Origin of the sequence: Rhodobacter sp. SY28-1 (assembly GCF_005222785.1) — a bacterium.
In the GTDB taxonomy this organism is placed as follows: domain Bacteria; phylum Pseudomonadota; class Alphaproteobacteria; order Rhodobacterales; family Rhodobacteraceae; genus Tabrizicola.
Window position 1 is genome coordinate 467,300 of sequence record NZ_STGH01000002.1, and the last position, 17,012, is coordinate 484,311.

Here is a 17,012-nt window from a genome sequence, read left to right on the forward strand (position 1 = left end):
GACAAATGACTGACGTGATGGTTCCCGCCCTTGGCGAATCCGTGTCCGAGGCCACCGTATCGACCTGGTTCAAGAAACCCGGCGACGCGGTCAAGCAGGACGAAATGCTTTGCGAGCTTGAGACCGACAAGGTTTCGGTCGAGGTGCCCTCCCCGGTGTCGGGCGTGCTGGCCGAGATCATCGCGCCGGAAGGCACCACGGTCGCCGCCAACGCGCGCCTCGCCATCGTGACCGAGGGCGCCGCCGCCGCCGCACCGGCGCAGAAGCCCAAGACCGAGGACCCGAAGATTGAGGCCGCCGCCGCTGTCGGCTCCCCCGGTGCTGGCACGGAAGAGGTCGTCGCCCGCACCGATGTGGAAAACGCCCCCTCCGCCAAGAAGGCGATGGCCGAGGCCGGTCTTTCGGCCGATGAGGTCAAGGGCTCGGGCCGTGATGGCCGGATCATGAAGGAGGACGTGGCAAAAGCTGCCACCGCTCCTGCCCAGGCGACCCCCGCCGTCGCCCCGACAGCAGCCCCTGCGCCCGCCTCCGTCCCCCGCGCGCCGGTCCCGGCCGAGGATGCCTCGCGCGAGGAACGGGTGAAAATGACCCGCCTCCGCGCCACCATCGCCCGCCGCCTGAAGGACGCGCAGAACACCGCCGCGATGCTGACGACCTACAACGAGGTCGACATGTCCGGCATCATGGGCCTTCGCAACGAATACAAGGACGCGTTCGAGAAGAAGCACGGCGTCAAGCTCGGCTTCATGTCCTTCTTCGTGAAGGCCTGCTGCCACGCGCTGAAGGAAGTCCCCGAGGTCAACGCCGAGATCGACGGCCAGGACATCGTCTACAAGAACTACGTCCACATGGGCGTCGCCGTCGGCACCCCGTCGGGCCTCGTGGTCCCCGTCGTGCGCGACGCCGACCAGATGGGCTTTGCCGCCATCGAGAAGAAGATCGCCGAACTGGGCCTTCGCGCCCGCGACGGCAAACTGTCGATGGCCGAGATGCAGGGCGGCTCCTTCACCATCTCGAACGGCGGCGTCTACGGGTCGCTGATGTCCTCCCCCATCCTCAACCCCCCACAGTCCGGCATCCTCGGCATGCACAAGATCCAGGACCGCCCGGTCGTGGTGAACGGCCAGATCGTCATCCGCCCGATGATGTACCTGGCGCTGAGCTACGACCACCGGATCGTGGACGGCAAGGGAGCGGTGACGTTCCTGGTCCGCGTGAAGGAAGCGCTGGAAGACCCGCGGCGGCTGCTGATGGATTTGTAAGGGACAACCTAGTCAGAGGTTTACAGGCATTTTTGGAGAAGAGAATGCGACTACGATTAGCGCTCACCTTCACTCTGGTTCTTGTGTCCAGCGTGAACGCGCAAACACTAACTTGTTCAACCGACTCCTTGGGCATCACGCGGTGCAGTGATGGGACGACGTACTCGACTGATAGTTTAGGTATAACCCGTGATAACCACGGCAATACTTGGTCGACGGATTCCCTAGGCATAACCAGGGGCAGCGACGGAAGCACCTATTCAACAGATAGCCTCGGCATCACGCGGGACAATCAGGGCAATAGTTGGAGCACAGATTCCCTAGGTATCACGCGAGGCAGCAACGGAACGACCTGCTCAACAGATTCCCTTGGAATCATGCGCTGCTACTAGCTGCCAGAAAGTCACCTCTCCTCCCCTCGCTGCGAGGGGCGGGGAGCAACCGGCCTAACCCAGCAGGAGCCCCCAAATGACCCAACTCCTGATCCAGACCTCCGCCCCCGACTACGCCGCCTGGAAATCCGCCTTCGACGCCGAGGCCGAGAACATCGCCGCCGCCAGCCTCAACACACTGCAAATCTGGAAGGGCGACCAGAACGCCATCCTCGTCCTCTTCGAGGTCCACAACCGCAAGAACGCCGAAGCCTGGCTCGCCAAGCAATCCGCCCTCGGCCACGCCCTCACCGCGCAATTCCTGCAAACCGCATGACCCACCGCGCCGCCCTCACGACCCCCGTAGGGTGCGCCACAGCGCACCGTCCGACCCTGCGCCTCCTCGCCGCCCTCCTCCTCCTCGCCACCCCCGCCGCCGCCCAGGTCATCCCCACCGGCACCCCCGCCGCCGACATCCTTCTCTCCCAGGCCATCGCCGAACACCGCGTGTTCCTGACCTGCTCCGCGCTCGACCCCGCCACCCACGCCCAGATCGCGGAAAACTGGCAGCGCGACGTCACCGCCGCCGCCGCAATCCTGACGGCGAACCAGGTCCCGCCCGAGGCCGTCACCGCCTTCACCACCGCCGCGCAGCCGGAGAACTTGATGCCCGCCCCCGACACCCCCTGGGCCCAGGTCAAGACCCTCTGCGAGACCCAGCCCGACTGGCAGCAGCGCTACTACCAGTTCAACCTCACCATCCTCGAACTCAAGCTTCCGGCGGCCTTCGAATGACCCGCACAGCCCCGCTCTTGACATGTGTCCCGCTCCGCCCTCCGGTAGCCGGGACCCAAACGACCCGGAGAGCCTGATGTTCATCCCCGCCAAGGGCCTCGACTATCGCGAATTCCTCGACGCCCTGCACGCGCAACTGCGCTTTGACTGGTATCTTGAGATTGGCTCGCAGACCGGCCGGTCGCTGGCGAAATCCCGCAGCCCCTCCATCGCCGTGGACCCGCAGTTCCGCATCAAGTACGACGTCGCCGGCAACAAGTCGCAGCTGCACCTCTACCAGCAAACCAGCGACGACTTCTTCGCCGACGGCCACCTGAAGACCCTGAAAGCCAGGCCCGGCTTCAGCTTCCTCGACGGGATGCACCTCTACGAATACCTCCTGCGCGACTTCATCAATGCCGAGGCCGCAGGCACCCCCAAATCGGTCATCGCGCTGCACGACTGCTGCCCCTTCGGCCACGGCATGACCACGCGCGACCTCGACAACATCCCGCGCGGCGCCTGGACGGGTGACGTCTGGAAACTGATCCCGATCCTGCAGGAATACCGCCCTGACCTCACGATCCAGGTCCTCGACTGCGCGCCCACCGGGTTGGTCGTCGTCTCGAACCTCGACCCGAAGAACAAGGCGCTGACCAAGGCCTATGACGAAATCCTGAGCCGCTTCACCGACCTGACCCTGGCCGACTATGGGGTCGAAAAGTTCTACGCCAGCTTCACCTACGTCGACCCGGTGAAACTCGCCAACGACGGTTTCCAGACCTTCCGCCCCGCCGCACGGGAATACATCCCGGCCGAAAAGCCCCTCGTCGCCGCAACGACCCTCGCTCCCGCGGAACCGGTGAACACCCAGAAAACCACCGTCCACAACGTCGACCTCTACTCCGGCCACCGCGTGCTGCGCGACTTCGGCAACGACCTTGCGCGCTGCATCTCTGCGCCCCTGTCGGAACCCGTCGACGTCTATGTCGGCGTCCATGTCATTGACCGCCCGCTGGATACCGGGCGCTTCAGGATCGGCATCCAGACCGAGCAATACCTCGACAAGACCGGCCAGCCGATGTGGCGCATCCCCAAGGAACGCTTCCGGCAAAGGCACGCGACCTTCTACGATGTCCTCCTCGACTTCAGCGCCGACAACGCCCCCGCCTATGACTTCCTGCCCGAAGATCTGCGCGCCAAGGTCCTGTTCGGCCCGCACATCTTCCCCGAAGCCCCCATCACCCCCGATTTCCAACCCACCCCGCCGGTCTTCTTCGGCGCGCTGAACGACCGCCGCCGGACGCTCCTCGCGGACCTCCAGGCGAAAGGCCCCATTGAGGTCGCCCCCCACGGCACCTTCGGCCGTCCGCTGGATGCGCTGATCGCGAAACAGGGTGCCGTCCTGAACCTGCACTTCCGCGAGGGCACCTATTCCGAATACCCCCGCTTCCTGAAAGCCTACCTGCGCGGCAAGCCCGTGGTCTCGGAACCGCTCGCCCCACCACTGCAGTCTGACTTGCACTATTTCAACCTTGAAGCCCAGCTTACGGCCCAGAAGACCGAGAAGATTTTCGAGAATCTTGCATCCTTCGCCGCCCAGCACAGCTTCCAGGCCTTCCTGCAAGCCGCCCTCGATCGCGCCCGGATGCGCAAGGCGGGCTGACGGATGGGCCGCATCGCACTGGTCAGTTGCATGCGGAACGAGGGGATCCATCTCCTCGAATGGCTCGCCTATCACCGCGTGATCGGCTTCGGCCCGGTGGTGATCTGCACCAACGATTGCGACGACGGCTCCGACACCCTCCTCGACCGCCTCGCCACCCAGGGCGAGGTGACCCACCTGCCGAACCCCCTCCCCCCCGGCACCCCACCCCAGGCCGCAGGCATCCCCCGCGCCATGGCGCACCTGGCCCAGACCGATGCCGAATGGCTCGCCCATCTCGACAGCGACGAATTCCTGACCATCTCCCCCGGTGCCGCCCCCGTCCAGACCCTGATCGACCGCGCAAAAGACGCCCACACCATCGCGCTTCCCTGGCGCATGTTCGGCGACAACGGCCACCGCGACTGGCCCGGCGAAACCCTCCGCGCCTTCACCGCCTGCGAACCCGCCCCCGACCCCACCACCGTCAAGTTCAAGTCGCTCTTCCGCTTTCGCGCCTTCGCCTCGGCCTCCGACCACATGCCGACGCAGCCCCTGATCGACGCCCCCCTCGCTGTCAACGCCGCCGGAGAGCCCCTCTCCTCCGCCCCCCTCCACGGCGCCCCGCGCTCACGCTACCAGCCAGTGGAAACCGCCCTCAGGGGCGGCGCGCAGATCAACCACTACGCCACTCGGTCGACCGACGTCTTCCTCTTGAAGAACGACCGCGGCCGCGGCATGGGCCCGCCGTCCGACAAATACCACCTCGGCTCGAAATGGCACCGCATCGCCAACCGGAACGACACGCAGGACCGCTCCATCCTCGCCCGCTGGCCCGAAACCGCGGCCGAGCTTTCTCGCCTCCGCGCCCTTCCCGGCATCACTGACGCCGAAGCTCGTTGCCGCGACTGGTTCGCCGCCACCAAGGCCGCCCGCCTCACCCCCGACAATCTGACCCGCTGGACGAAAAGGGCCGCCGCATGACCCCCGAACTGACCGTCCTCGCCCTTGCCGGCCTGCTCCAGGCCCTCCAGTTCGTCCTCTTCGCCGTCCGCGCGAACGTCGAGCTGGGCACCGGCTACACCTCCAGCCCCCGCGACCGCCCCCCCTCGCGCGAGATGTCCATCCTGACCGGCCGCTTGCAGCGCGCGCTGAACAACCACTTCGAAGGGCTGATCCTGTTCACCCTCGCCGTTGTGGTCGTTACCCTCGGCAACCAGTCCACCGTCACCACGCAATATGCCGCCTGGACCTACCTCGTGGCCCGCCTCCTCTACATCCCCGCCTATGCCTTCGGCTGGCGCCCTTGGCGCTCGGCCATCTGGGGCGTAGGCTTCTTTGCAACCCTGACGATGATCGTGGCCGCCCTTATCTGACCCTTTCATCTGTCCGAAAATATCCTGCGGGGGTCCGGGGGTGCAAAACCCCCCGCTCCGACACGAACCACAAGGAACCGACCAAATGGCAGATTTCGACACCATCATCATCGGCGCCGGCCCCGGCGGTTACGTCGCCGCGATCCGGGCCGCGCAACTGGGGCAAAAGGTCGCCTGCGTCGAGGGACGCGAGACCCTCGGCGGCACCTGCCTCAACGTCGGTTGCATCCCGTCGAAGGCCATGCTCCACGCCACCCACATGCTGCACGAAACGCATGAGAACTTCGAGAAGATGGGCCTGATCGGCGCCTCCCCGAAAGTCGACTGGGCCAAGATGCAGGCCTACAAGGATGATGTCGTCACGGGCAACACCAAGGGGATCGAGTTCCTGTTCAAGAAGAACAAGGTCACCTCGCTGAAAGGCTGGGCGACGATCCCCGCCCCGGGCCAGGTGAAGGTCGGCGACGACCTCCACACCGCGAAGAACATCGTCATCGCCACCGGGTCCGAGGCCTCCTCTCTCCCCGGCGTGACCGTGGACGAGGAAACCATCGTCACCTCCACCGGCGCCCTCACTCTGGCGAAGCCCCCGAAGACCATGGTCGTCATCGGTGCCGGCGTCATCGGGCTTGAGATGGGCTCCGTCTACGCCCGCCTCGGCACCGAGGTCACCGTGGTCGAATACCTCGACGCCATCACCCCCGGCATGGACGCCGAGGTCGCCAAGACCTTCCAGCGCATCCTAACCAAGCAAGGCCTGAAGTTCGTCCTTGGGGCCGCCGTCCAGTCCGTCACCAAGACCAAGAAGGGCGCGACCGTCACCTACAAGCTTAAGAAGAACGACGCTGAGGCCACCCTCGACGCCGACATCGTTCTCGTCGCCACCGGCCGCAAACCCTATACCACAGGCCTCGGCCTCGAAGCCCTGGGCGTCGAAATGGGCCCCCGTGGCACGATCAAGACCGACGCCCACTGGCAGACCAACATCCCCGGCCTCTTCGCCATCGGCGACGCCATCGCCGGGCCGATGCTGGCCCACAAGGCGGAAGACGAGGGCATGGCCGTGGCCGAGGTCCTGTCCGGCAAGCACGGCCACGTCAACTATGGCGTCATCCCCGGCGTGATCTACACCACGCCCGAGGTCGCCAACGTCGGCCAGACCGAGGAGCAGCTCAAAGCCGAAGGCCGCGCCTACAAGGTCGGCAAGTTCCCCTTCATGGGCAACGCCCGCGCCAAGGCCGTCTTCCAGGCCGAAGGCTTCGTCAAGCTGATCGCCGACGCCGCCACCGACCGCATCCTCGGCTGCCACATCATCGGCCCGGCCGCAGGCGACCTGATCCACGAGGTCTGCGTCGCGATGGAGTTCGGCGCCAGCGCGCAGGACCTCGCGCTCACCTGCCACGCGCACCCGACCTGGTCCGAAGCCGTGCGCGAAGCCGCCCTTGCCTGCGGCGACGGGGCAATTCACGCGTGAGTGGCCACGCCTGACCAGACGGCTCCTCGTTCGACTTCGTCTCCTCCCCGCAAGGCCACCCGAGCGAGGAGGAACGAAGTCCCCGACGAGCCGCTCCGCTAAAGCCGCCGCAGCCGTCCCAGCGTCAGCCCCACCGCCCGCAGTTCCCGGCTTCCCGGCCTGATCCGCGACAGTCCCGCGGCCAGCCATCTCACCGGCGTCAGCCAGCGCACCAACCGCCGCACGGCCGCCGTCGCGCCCTCCGGGGCCGAGATCGCATAGGCCCCCAGCGCCGCCTCCAGCCAGCGGCCATCCTCGGGCCACTGCGTGAAGGCCGTCTGCGCGAACATCACCACATCCGCCGCCTGCCAGACGCCTGCGCGCTGTGCCCGCCGGAACCGCTCCAGGTCGATGAACCGCGCGGCGCTGCCGTCCCAGCAGACATCGCGCACCGCAGGCCGCCCGTGCGCCATCCCGGCCCAGTGCAGCCGCCCCAGCGACCTGCCCGCTTCGGTAAAGGCGCGCAGCTTTTCCGCCTCATCGCGCCCCGGATCGGCGGCCACATCCGGCAAGGTCGGCCCCGCGTCCGGCATCAGCAGCCAGTCCAGCCCCTCTTGCGCCACCCCTGCCACCGGCAACCCTGCCGCCGCCAGCGCCCGCAGACCCTCCCGTTCCGCCGCGAAAGCCTTGGCCGGATCGCCCTTCTGCAGCCGCAGCCGCCCCGACAGCCGCTCGACCCGCTTCAGCCAGAAGCGCCGCCCGTCGGGCAGGTCCAGCCGCCGCACCCGGCGCGGGGGGTCGGTTAACGCCTTCGACAGGGCCGCATCAAGATCAGGATCGGGCACCAGCGCGCTCCGGGAATGAACGCAGCCCATGTAACGCCTGGACGACAGGATTGCAAAAGCCCCGCGGCCCCGTCAGGCGACGCGCCGCTCGACCGGGGCGAACACGCTCAGCTTCAGCCATTTCTGCATTGATCGCCGGATCGCTGGGTCCCCGTCCAGCCGGACCCGGCCCGCATCGACCTCCGGCCCCAGCCGCGCCAGCCCCATCCAGATCGCCGTCATCGTCTTCAACGAGCTGGTGACCAAGAGGTCCACCTCATACCCCGGGTCAAAGCTGCACAGGTCGACCTCGCCCGATTCCACCACCAGCCAGTAGTTCCGCCGGTCCTGTGGCAACTCGGGATACAGAAACTGTATCGTGCAGCGCCGCTCGGGCAGCGGGTCCGGGCTGAGGTTGCGGCGCATGTCCCACATCAGCAGCGTCGGGTCCAGATTGCGCAGCGACAGCCGCGATTCCACCCATCGCTGGCCCCAGTTTCCGATCCCGATGACGATGGGCCGCAATTCTTCGCCTGCCTCGGTCAAGTGATACTCGAACCCACCCCCAGCAATGGGCGTGGTACGGATCACGCCGGAAACCTCCAGCTCTTTCAACCGCTTGGACAACAGCGTCGGCGACATCCGCGGCAAGCCCCGTCGCAGATCGTTGAACCTTGTGCTGCCACACAACATTTCGCGCAGGATCACGACCGTCCAGCGCGAACACAGGATTTCGGCCGCCATCGAGACGGGGCAGAACTGGCCATAACTTGCGGTCTCGGTCATCGGGAACCCTCCATTTCCAGGCAAGGGTAACAGCCCCGAAGAGTCGCACCTAGTACAGTTCATGGACTGGCCGAAACACCACCCGGCGCGCAGTCTAAAGGCATTCGCAGAACAGACTGGAGAATGACCATGACATTGCAGGACGAAATCACCAAAACCACCGCCGACCGGGTCGGCTGCGTCGAGATTGCCGAGGGTTTGGCCGACCGGATCGCCGCCGGGGCGGAACGGGCCGATGCGGAAGACCGCTTCGTCGCCGAAAACTACGCCCTCCTGCGCGAGTCCGGCCTGGTTGAGGCGGGCGTTCCCCATGACCTCGGTGGCGGCGGCGCGGATGTGCGAGAGCTGTCGTCGATGCTCCGCGTCCTCGGCCGGGCCTGCGGGTCCACAGCGCTCGCCTTCGCGATGCATACGCATCAGGTGGCGATCCCGGCCTGGCGCTGGCAGCACCAGAAGGTTGCCGCCGTCGAGCCCCTGTTGAAACGCATCGCGGCCGAGCGCATCATCCTCCTCTCCAGCGGCGGATCAGACTGGATCGCCGGTTCAGGCGAGGCCCGTCCCGTCGAAGGCGGCTACCGCATCCATGGCCGCAAGGTCTTCACCTCGGGCGCCGCTGCCGGGAACATCCTGATGACCGGCGCGGTGCTGGACCAGGGCGGCGAACGCCATGTCCTCCATTTCGGTGTCGCGATGAAGGGCGAAGGCGTCCGGATCGAGGACACCTGGCACACCCTTGGCATGCGCGGCACCGGGTCGAACGACGTGGTCCTGGACGGCTACTTCGTCCCCGACGCTGCCGTCGCGCTGAAACGCAAGGCCGGGGAATGGCACCCGCTGTTCCAGATCATCGGCACCATCGCCTTCCCGCTGATCTACGCGGCCTACCTTGGCGTCGCCGAAAGCGCCTGCGACATTGCGCTGAAGCTGGCGCGCAAGCGACCCCTGACCCACGACCTCCGCGCGCTGGCCGGGCGGATGATGACCGAACTCCGCGGCGCGGAACTGGCCCAAGAGTCCATGATGGCCGCGGCCGAACGCAATGCCCCTTCGGCCGACACGATCAACGCCGTGATGATGGCCAAGTCCCTGATGGCCGACCATGCCATCCGCGCGGTGGAGCTGGCGATGGAACTCGCAGGCGGCGCGGGCTTCTACCGCTCGGTGGGCCTGGAGCGGCGCTTCCGCGACATCCAGGGTGCGCGCTACCACCCGATGCAGCGCGGCGCGCAGGCGCAATATTCCGGCGCGATGGCCTTGGGCGAACCCGTCACGACGGTGTTCTAGGATCGAAAGGGGCGGTCGACACAGGCCGCCCCACCCCCCTTACGGCTGGCTCTGCAAAAGAAGCATCACGCCCAGCATGATCACCGCCATCCCGACCACCTGCCGGGGCCGCACCGCCTGACCCATCACCACGACCGACACCGCCAGCGCCATGATCACCTCGACCAGCGCCAGCGTGCGGACATTCGCGGCCGAGGTCAGCGAAAACCCGATGAACCAGAACTGCGAGGCAAAGGCCCCCAGAAACCCCGCACCAAGCGAGGCCCGCCAGACCCGCAGAGACCCGAACAGCGCCGCCCGGTCAAAGGCCATCAGCCACAGGGACAGAACCCCGGCCTGCAGGACAAGACTGACCACCAGGATCGTCGTCGCCCGGATCAGGAACTCGCCCGAGGGCAGCGCCAGAATGCCACCCCGGAATCCGATCGCCGCCAGGCCGAACAGCGCCCCGGCGACCAGCCCGGTTAGGACCGACCCCCCGTCCCGCCACAGCGCCAGACCCATCCCCGGCTTTACCGACATCAGGACCACCCCGACCGTGGCGATCACGATGGCCGCCAGCATCGGCAGGCTCAGATGGTCGCCCAGCACCACCGCCCCGATCAGCGCGACCAGCACCGGCTCGGTCTTGATCCAGGCCGTGGTCACGGCAAAGCTCTGCGACTTCATCGTGTACAGCATCAGGGCCGTCGCCGCGATCTGCGACAGGGCTCCCAGCAGGGTGAACCCAAGCGCTTCGGCCGTCACAGACGGCACCGACCCGCCACCGAACCCAACGACCAGCCCCAGGAACAGCACCGCAAACGGCAACCCGAACAGGAACCGGACCTGGGTCGCACCCAGCGTGCCGATGGCCCGGGTCAGGCTCGCCTGCGTCGCGTTGCGGGCGGTCTGAGCGGCGGCCGCGATCAGCGTCGCCAGCACCCAGCCCATCGGCTCAACCGCCGCCCGGTGTGCCCCGGATCGTGTCGATCATCAGTTGCACATTGTCCGGATGCGCATCCGGCGTGATCCCGTGGCCGAGGTTGAAGATATGCGGCCCCTTGGAAAACGCCCGCACGACATGCTGCGTCGCTGCGATCAGCGCCTGCCCTCCCGTCACCATATGCTCAGGCGCAAGGTTGCCCTGCACGCAACCGTCGATCTGCACATTCGCCGCCGCCCATTCCGGGCTGACCGAGTTATCAATCGCCACGCAGTCCGCACCTGTCCGGTGCGCAAACCCTATGTACCCCTGTCCCGCCTCACGCGGGAAGGCGATGACCGGAATCCCCGGATGCCGCGCCTTCAGGGCCGCGATGATCTTGGCGGTCGGCGCCTCGGCGAAGTCCTTGAAATCCTGCCCCTTCAGCGACCCGGCCCAGCTGTCGAACAGCTTGACGACCTCGGCCCCCGCCTCGATCTGCGCCGAGAGGTATTCCACCGTCGCGTCCGAAATCTTGTCGATCAGCGCCTGGAACGTCGCGCGGTCCCCGGCCTTCAACGCATGCGCCGCCGCCTGATCCTTCGACCCCTTCCCCGCGATCATGTAGGTCGCCACCGTCCAGGGCGCGCCCGCAAAGCCGATCAGCGTCGTCTCCTTCGGCAAAGCCCGCGCCAGGATCTTCACCGTCTCATACACGGGCGAAAGCGTCTCGTGGATCGCCTCGACGGGCTTCAGGTTCGCCACCTGCGACGCCGTGTCCGTCGTCTCCATCCGGGGGCCTTCGCCCGTCTCGAACCACAGCTTCGGCCCCAGTGCCTGCGGCAGCAGCAGGATGTCGGCAAACAGGATCGCCGCATCGAACCCATAGCGCCGGATCGGCTGCAGCGTCACCTCGGCGGCCAGCTCCGGATTGTAGCACAGCGACAGGAAATCCCCCGCCTTCGCTCTCGTCTCGCGGTACTCCGGCAGATAGCGTCCCGCCTGTCGCATCATCCAGATCGGCGGGGTCGGCAGCACCTCGCCCTTCAGCGCGCGCAGGATCGTCTTGGTCATGTCCAGTCCTTTTCGTCTTGCCCCATGGGTCGGCTGCCCCGCCCGGCTTGTCAAGAGTTGTCAGCCGCGCCTGACACCGTTAAGCCTTGGCGCATGAGCGATGATCTGCCCACCCCCGTGAAGCCCCTCAAGATCGGCACCCGAGGCTCCCCCCTCGCCCTCTGGCAAGCGCACGAGACACGGCGCAGCCTGATGGAGGCCTTCGCGCTGCCCGAGGCCGCCTTCGAAATCGTGGTCATTAAGGTCACCGGCGACCAGATCCAGGACAAGGCCCTGCGCGAGATCGGCGGCAAGGGCCTCTTTACCCGCGAGATCGAAGAGGCGCTGCTCGACGCCAGCATCGACATCGCCGTCCATTCGATGAAGGACATGCCGACGCAGCAGCCCGAGGGCTTGATCCTCGACTGCTACCTCCCCCGCGCCGACGTCCGCGATGCCTTCGTCTCCCCCCGCTACGCCAGCATCCGTGACTTGCCGCAGGGCGCGACCGTCGGCTCCTCCTCCCTCCGCCGCCGCGCCCAACTCGCCCTCCGCCGCCCCGACCTCCAGCTCGTGGAATTCCGCGGCAACGTGCAAACCCGGATGCGGAAACTCGACGAATGCGTGGCCCACGCCACCTTCCTCGCCATGGCAGGCCTCACGCGCCTTGGCATGACCCATGTCGCCCGCTCTGCCATAGCACCCGAAGAAATGCTCCCCGCCGTCGCCCAGGGTGCCATCGGAATCGAACGTCGCGTGGCTGACCCCCGCACCGCCGCCATGCTCGCCCGCATCCACGACCAAGACACCGGCCTCCGCCTTGCCGCCGAGCGCAGCTTCCTCGCCACCCTCGACGGCTCCTGCGAAACCCCCATCGCGGGCCTAGCGGTTCTGGAAGGTGATACCCTCTGGCTCCGCGGCGAACTCCTCCGCCCCGACGGCTCCGCCAACGTCGCAGGCGAACGCCGCGGCCCAGTCGGACAAGGCTCCGACATCGGTCGCGCCCTCGCAAAAGAGCTCCTCTCCAAGGCGGGGCCAAACTTCTTCCACTAAGGTCGCGCCCGCGCCTGCCTCCGCCACCCCGCAAGCGAAGGCCGACCCGCAGTCTTGCCCACGACCCAAATACTCCCGCCGGAGGCACCGCCGCCTGCCCAAGGCGCTGCTCCCGACGATGGCAACCCGCAGCCCGTCCCGCTCCCTCGTCCCGCTTGCGGCCCCGTCCCGCCCTTGTCTAATCTCAAGGTCGCTCACCCCGTGCAAAGGTTCGTCTTCCGTGCTCCGTTTCCTTCTCTTCCCCGCCCTCGCCGCCTCCAACCTTGCCCTTCCCCAGCCCTCCCTCGCCCAGGACGACGCAACGCTTGGCGCAGCTGAATTCGGCGCCGAGATCGCGGCCGAGATCGAAACCGTCCGCAACCTCTGCGCGCAGTTCTTCTTCGTGAATCCCCGCGTCGCCGATGACATCCAGGCCGAGGGGTTCGCTATGCTGTCCCAGGTCCCCGAGGCCAAGGCGAAACAGCTTCTCGACGAGAAGATCAAGGCCTCGTTGAACGAGGTGTCCGCATCCGATCCCGAAACCTGGTGCCAGTCCACGCGCGACCGCATGAGCCAGACCGGCGGCCCCTTCGCCGCCCTCTACGCCGAATAGCCTCACGCCCACAGCGCAGCACCTGCCGGAGGGATGCGACGAAGGGCAGGCCACAGTCGGCCTCCGCCCTGCATCAACGTGCCCGGCATTTGCCCATGTTCCAAATACTCCCGCCGGAGGCAGCGCCCTCAGCCTCTCCAGCGTCGCGGTTCGTCCCTGCGCCCAGCCCCGCGACTGCCGCGCAGCAAACCCGACCCCTCAGGCCGGATCGAACACCTCCGCCTGGTCACCCCTGCAGCGCCAGCCGCGTCTCCACCAGCCGCACCAGATGCGCCGCTGCGGCCTCGACATTCGACGGGGTCAGCAGGTCCCACTGCGCTGGCAACAGCCACAGCGCCTCATAGGTCGTCGGCACCATCCGCACCCCGTCCAGATCGGCCCAAAGACTGTAATCGAGCTGCCGCGACATCGCTCCCCAGCCCTTGCTCGCAAATCCCAGGTTCAACACCATCCGCCCGCGCGGCACCTCGACACGCAGCTGATCGAGATCCGCGCACTCTTTCATCACCTTGCCGCCGAACCGCGCCTCCAGCGCGCCGCTGACCGCCTTGCGCAGTTTCGCAGGCGTCACCGGCACCGCCTCGGCAAAGCTCGTCACATGTGGAGCGGGCGGGCCCGCAGACTCCCCTTCCAGCCCCTGCAGTCGAATGAACCCCTCGATGCCGCCCGGGTCCGCCGCCAGCCGCGCCAGGTTCTTGACGTTCTGGAACCGAAGGTCCGGTCGCGCAGCCCCGGACCCTTCCACTTCCGCCACGACGGGCAGCCGTTTCACCAGGGCCGCCCGCTCATCATGGCTCAGGGCTCCCCCTGCCTGCGCCTCGGCCAGCTCCGACAACTGGTCGGCATAGTCCTCACGGTCGCGCTCGGTCATCCGGTCCAACGCGGCCAGACGGCGTAGCACAAAGGTCGACGGGCACCCCCGAAGCAGCGGAAACCCCTTGGCCGCCTCCTCCCGCCGATGCGCCCGAACCCCGTCCATGTCGCCCCCCACGTCTCACCAGCGCAGGGTGCGCTACAGCGCACCGCCCGTCAAACCCAACCCGCGCCGGGCGGGCAAACCACGCGCCGCTCGCTCACCTTGCGTCCCCTCTCCCTCCCGGGGGTGAGGGCCGGGGTGAGGGGCAATCCCGCAGATTAACAATCCCCTAACGCCCGCGACCAACTCCTTGAAATCAAATCACTCCCAGCGTTTGTCCACCGTGGACACCTCACACCAGTTCCCCTCGATCCAGCCGCGAAAGCACCCCCTCTGCCCCCGCCAGCACCGCCTCCCGGTGGCCCGCGTCCATCCCGTCCCAGACCCGGTACATCTGCCCCATCCGGGGGTTCCCCCTGAACCGCTCCCGGTGCCGCACCAGGAAGTGCCAGTACAGAAGGTTGAACGGACAGGCCCGCTCCCCCACCTTCTCCTTCACCCGGTAGGCACAGCCCCCGCAGTGATCCGACATCCGGTCGATATAGGCGCCCGAGGACACATAGGGCTTCGACCCCAGCACCCCCCCATCGGCAAACTGGCTCATCCCCAGCGTATTCGGCGCCTCCACCCATTCGAAGGCATCAACATAGACCGACAGATACCATTCATGCACCGCTGCAGGGTCCACCCCAGCCAGCAGCGCGAAATTCCCCGTCACCATCAGCCGCTGAATGTGGTGGGCATAGGCGAGGTCCCGCGTCTGCCCGACGGCAGCCTCCATGCAGGCCATCCCCGTCTCGCCCCCCCAGTAGACCCCCGGCAAAGCCCGGGAGTGCCCCAAGGCATTCCCCTCCAGATACGCAGGCCCCTTCAGCGCCCAGATCCCCCGCAAATATTCCCGCCAACCGATCACCTGCCGGATGAACCCCTCCGCCGCCGCGATCGGCACCCGACCCGCCTTCCAAGCTGCCTGCACGGCAAGGCAAACCTCCATCGGCCCCAGAAGCCCGATGTTGAGATACGGAGAAATCACCGCGTGGCTGAGGTAAGCCTCCCTCTCCAGCATCGCATCCTGCTCCTCGCCAAAGCGCGGCAACCGCTCCTCGACGAACTCGGCCAGCGCCGCAAGGGCCCCGGCCCGATCCGTCGCCCAGCGGAACGGCTTAAGCCGCCCGAAATGGGAAAACCTGACCTCCACCAGCCCGAGCACCTCCTCCACCACCGCATCCGGCGCAAAGTCCCGTGGCCGCGCCCGCAGCAAATCAGCCTTCGCCGGCTTCCGGTTGTCGTGGTCAAAGTTCCACTGCCCACCCGCAGGCTGGTCCCCCTCCATCATCAACCCGGTCTTCCGCCGCATGTCGCGGTAGAACCATTCCATCCGCAGCTGCTTGCGCCCCTCGGCCCAGCACGCGAACTCGGCTTCCGAGCACAGGAACCGGTCATCCTCCAGCACCCGTACCGGCAGCGGCAGGTCCTCCAGGTCCCGCAAAACCCGCCACTCCCCCGGCTTTGTCGCGATCACCTCAGCGGCCCCGAACTCCGCAGCCCGCCGCAACACCTCCCCGGACAAAGTCTGTGCGTTCTCTGGATCATCCAGCCTGGAATAGGCGACCCGCCACCCCTCTGCCCGCAACCCAGCGGCAAACTTCCGCATCGCCGCCAGGATCAGCGCGATCTTCTGCGGATGGTGGGGGACGCTCTCGCCCTCCTCCATCACCTCCGCCATGACCACCACATCCCGCGCCTTGTCCGCCGCCCGCAGGGCAGCCACCGAGGGCGTCAGCTGATCCCCCAGGACCAGGACCAGCCTCACCACGGCACGACCTCGCCCTTCCAGTCGTAGAACCCGCCCGAAGCCTCCGGCCCCAACCACTCCAGCACCCGCAACAGGTTCCCCGCCGCCACCTCCGCAGACACCGACGGATGCCCTGCCCGCAAGCTTGGGGCCAAGCCCGTCTCTACCGTCCCCGGATGCAGGCTGACAAACACCGACAACGGATGCGTCCGCCGCGCCTCCACCGCCGCCGTCCGCACCAACTGGTTCAACGCCGCCTTCGCCGCCCGGTAGCCATACCAGCCGCCCAAGCCGTTATCCCCGATCGACCCCACCCGCGCCGACAGCACCGCCAGCCGCGACACCCGATCCCGCGGCAACAACCGCAACGCATGTTTCATCACCAGCGCAGGACCCACCGCGTTCACCGCAAACTGCGCCGCCAGCCCCTCTGCCGTCACCGCCCGCAGGGTCTTCTCCGGCCCGACGCCACCGATGACCAACGCCCCCGTCGCCACCACCACCAGGTCGAACCCCGGCTCCAGGCCCGAGAACGCCGCTGCAACCGACGCCTCCTCCGTCACGTCCAGCCCATCGCCCGACCGAGACAGCCCGACAACCTCGCCCCGCCCCCGCAACTCCGTCACCAGCGCCCGACCGATCCCGCCCGACGCCCCCACCACCAATGCCCGCATCTCGCCTCCAGCCTAGACGCCGGACATAGCGCGGCCGGGACTCGCGACCATATTTGCCCATGTCACAAATACTCCCGCCGGAGGCTCCGCACCCTCCACCCCCGGCAACGCTTTGGACAGGTCCGCGGCAGCGCCGCCGAGCGGGGGCTCGATGCCCCCCGAGGCGGCTCCCCCGTTCAAGCAATCGTCAAGCCCGCGCCAACGCGCCAGCCCAACACCTTGATTTGGTTGACTTGCTCGAGATGTCCTG

At 67.1% G+C, this 17,012-nt stretch carries 17 protein-coding genes; 10 read left to right on the plus strand and 7 right to left on the minus strand.

What is annotated here, in order from left to right; all coding sequences use genetic code 11:
* Positions 1-5 precede the first annotated feature (5 nt).
* From odhB to lpdA, 7 genes are all read left to right on the plus strand, one after another.
* Positions 6-1,262, plus strand: coding sequence for a 2-oxoglutarate dehydrogenase complex dihydrolipoyllysine-residue succinyltransferase (gene odhB, locus E8M84_RS11310; protein ID WP_394347408.1), 1,257 nt, complete (start codon positions 6-8; stop codon positions 1,260-1,262).
* A 468-nt stretch (positions 1,263-1,730) separates the two neighbouring features.
* On the plus strand, positions 1,731-1,970 hold the full coding sequence (locus E8M84_RS11320) for a hypothetical protein (RefSeq protein ID WP_137111303.1): 240 nt from the start codon (positions 1,731-1,733) through the stop codon (positions 1,968-1,970).
* On the plus strand, positions 1,967-2,428 hold the full coding sequence (locus E8M84_RS11325) for a hypothetical protein (protein WP_137111304.1): 462 nt from the start codon (positions 1,967-1,969) through the stop codon (positions 2,426-2,428). Before E8M84_RS11320 ends, E8M84_RS11325 begins: the two co-directional genes overlap by 4 nt.
* 76 nt (positions 2,429-2,504) lie before the next feature.
* Complete coding sequence (locus tag E8M84_RS11330; RefSeq protein WP_137111305.1) at positions 2,505-4,073, plus strand: class I SAM-dependent methyltransferase; 1,569 nt, start codon at positions 2,505-2,507, stop codon at positions 4,071-4,073.
* Between the two features lie 3 nt (positions 4,074-4,076).
* Positions 4,077-5,036, plus strand: a complete 960-nt coding sequence (locus tag E8M84_RS11335; protein WP_137111306.1) for a glycosyltransferase family 2 protein — start codon at positions 4,077-4,079, stop codon at positions 5,034-5,036.
* Positions 5,033-5,428, plus strand: a complete 396-nt coding sequence (locus tag E8M84_RS11340) for an MAPEG family protein (RefSeq protein ID WP_137111307.1) — start codon at positions 5,033-5,035, stop codon at positions 5,426-5,428. Before E8M84_RS11335 ends, E8M84_RS11340 begins: the two co-directional genes overlap by 4 nt.
* An 85-nt stretch (positions 5,429-5,513) precedes the next feature.
* Positions 5,514-6,902 (plus strand): dihydrolipoyl dehydrogenase, encoded by a 1,389-nt coding sequence (gene lpdA, locus E8M84_RS11345; protein ID WP_137111308.1) that lies wholly within the window; start codon positions 5,514-5,516, stop codon positions 6,900-6,902.
* 98 nt (positions 6,903-7,000) lie between these two features.
* On the opposite strand, the gene E8M84_RS11350 is transcribed toward lpdA, so the two are convergent.
* Together E8M84_RS11350 and E8M84_RS11355 are read right to left on the minus strand one after the other, a co-directional pair.
* Positions 7,001-7,726, minus strand: coding sequence for a serine/threonine protein phosphatase (locus tag E8M84_RS11350; RefSeq protein WP_137111309.1), 726 nt, complete (start codon positions 7,724-7,726; stop codon positions 7,001-7,003).
* A gap of 72 nt (positions 7,727-7,798) precedes the next feature.
* Positions 7,799-8,491 (minus strand): helix-turn-helix domain-containing protein, encoded by a 693-nt coding sequence (locus tag E8M84_RS11355; protein WP_137111310.1) that lies wholly within the window; start codon positions 8,489-8,491, stop codon positions 7,799-7,801.
* A 129-nt stretch (positions 8,492-8,620) separates the two neighbouring features.
* Here E8M84_RS11355 and E8M84_RS11360 point away from each other — a divergent pair, with 129 nt between their 5' ends.
* Positions 8,621-9,775, plus strand: a complete 1,155-nt coding sequence (locus E8M84_RS11360) for an acyl-CoA dehydrogenase family protein (protein ID WP_137111311.1) — start codon at positions 8,621-8,623, stop codon at positions 9,773-9,775.
* 39 nt (positions 9,776-9,814) lie between these two features.
* Here E8M84_RS11360 and E8M84_RS11365 read toward each other — a convergent pair whose 3' ends face one another.
* Both E8M84_RS11365 and hemE read right to left on the minus strand, forming a co-directional pair.
* A complete protein-coding gene (locus E8M84_RS11365) occupies positions 9,815-10,708 on the minus strand; it encodes a DMT family transporter (protein ID WP_137111312.1) in 894 nt (297 codons plus the stop codon).
* Positions 10,709-10,712: 4 nt separating this feature from the next.
* Complete coding sequence (hemE, locus tag E8M84_RS11370; RefSeq protein WP_137111313.1) at positions 10,713-11,753, minus strand: uroporphyrinogen decarboxylase; 1,041 nt, start codon at positions 11,751-11,753, stop codon at positions 10,713-10,715.
* 93 nt (positions 11,754-11,846) lie between these two features.
* On the opposite strand from hemE, the gene hemC reads away from it, so the two are divergent.
* A complete protein-coding gene (gene hemC, locus E8M84_RS11375; protein WP_137111314.1) occupies positions 11,847-12,785 on the plus strand; it encodes a hydroxymethylbilane synthase in 939 nt (312 codons plus the stop codon).
* Positions 12,786-13,005: 220 nt separating this feature from the next.
* On the plus strand, positions 13,006-13,377 hold the full coding sequence (locus tag E8M84_RS11380; protein WP_137111315.1) for a hypothetical protein: 372 nt from the start codon (positions 13,006-13,008) through the stop codon (positions 13,375-13,377).
* A gap of 226 nt (positions 13,378-13,603) precedes the next feature.
* Here the strand turns inward: E8M84_RS11380 and E8M84_RS11385 are convergent, their stop codons facing one another.
* The 3 genes from E8M84_RS11385 to E8M84_RS11395 form a co-directional block, all read right to left on the minus strand.
* Positions 13,604-14,356 (minus strand): hypothetical protein, encoded by a 753-nt coding sequence (locus E8M84_RS11385; protein WP_137111316.1) that lies wholly within the window; start codon positions 14,354-14,356, stop codon positions 13,604-13,606.
* 229 nt (positions 14,357-14,585) lie between these two features.
* Positions 14,586-16,109, minus strand: a complete 1,524-nt coding sequence (locus E8M84_RS11390) for a cryptochrome/photolyase family protein (RefSeq protein WP_137111317.1) — start codon at positions 16,107-16,109, stop codon at positions 14,586-14,588.
* On the minus strand, positions 16,103-16,762 hold the full coding sequence (locus E8M84_RS11395; RefSeq protein ID WP_137111318.1) for an SDR family NAD(P)-dependent oxidoreductase: 660 nt from the start codon (positions 16,760-16,762) through the stop codon (positions 16,103-16,105). The genes E8M84_RS11390 and E8M84_RS11395 overlap by 7 nt, the downstream gene beginning before the upstream one ends.
* Between the last annotated feature and the right edge of the window lie 250 nt (positions 16,763-17,012).

Bases quoted from the DNA above. Each gene is read 5' to 3' on its own strand.
- odhB (WP_394347408.1), top strand. From the start codon at position 6: ATGACTGACGTGATGGTTCCCGCCCTTGGCGAATCCGTGTCCGAGGCC.
- E8M84_RS11320 (WP_137111303.1), top strand. From the start codon at position 1,731: ATGACCCAACTCCTGATCCAGACCTCCGCCCCCGACTACGCCGCCTGG.
- E8M84_RS11325 (WP_137111304.1), top strand. From the start codon at position 1,967: ATGACCCACCGCGCCGCCCTCACGACCCCCGTAGGGTGCGCCACAGCG.
- E8M84_RS11330 (WP_137111305.1), top strand. From the start codon at position 2,505: ATGTTCATCCCCGCCAAGGGCCTCGACTATCGCGAATTCCTCGACGCC.
- E8M84_RS11335 (WP_137111306.1), top strand. From the start codon at position 4,077: ATGGGCCGCATCGCACTGGTCAGTTGCATGCGGAACGAGGGGATCCAT.
- E8M84_RS11340 (WP_137111307.1), top strand. From the start codon at position 5,033: ATGACCCCCGAACTGACCGTCCTCGCCCTTGCCGGCCTGCTCCAGGCC.
- lpdA (WP_137111308.1), top strand. From the start codon at position 5,514: ATGGCAGATTTCGACACCATCATCATCGGCGCCGGCCCCGGCGGTTAC.
- E8M84_RS11355 (WP_137111310.1), bottom strand. From the start codon at position 8,491: ATGACCGAGACCGCAAGTTATGGCCAGTTCTGCCCCGTCTCGATGGCG.
- E8M84_RS11360 (WP_137111311.1), top strand. From the start codon at position 8,621: ATGACATTGCAGGACGAAATCACCAAAACCACCGCCGACCGGGTCGGC.
- E8M84_RS11365 (WP_137111312.1), bottom strand. From the start codon at position 10,708: ATGGGCTGGGTGCTGGCGACGCTGATCGCGGCCGCCGCTCAGACCGCC.
- hemE (WP_137111313.1), bottom strand. From the start codon at position 11,753: ATGACCAAGACGATCCTGCGCGCGCTGAAGGGCGAGGTGCTGCCGACC.
- hemC (WP_137111314.1), top strand. From the start codon at position 11,847: ATGAGCGATGATCTGCCCACCCCCGTGAAGCCCCTCAAGATCGGCACC.
- E8M84_RS11385 (WP_137111316.1), bottom strand. From the start codon at position 14,356: ATGGACGGGGTTCGGGCGCATCGGCGGGAGGAGGCGGCCAAGGGGTTT.
- E8M84_RS11395 (WP_137111318.1), bottom strand. From the start codon at position 16,762: ATGCGGGCATTGGTGGTGGGGGCGTCGGGCGGGATCGGTCGGGCGCTG.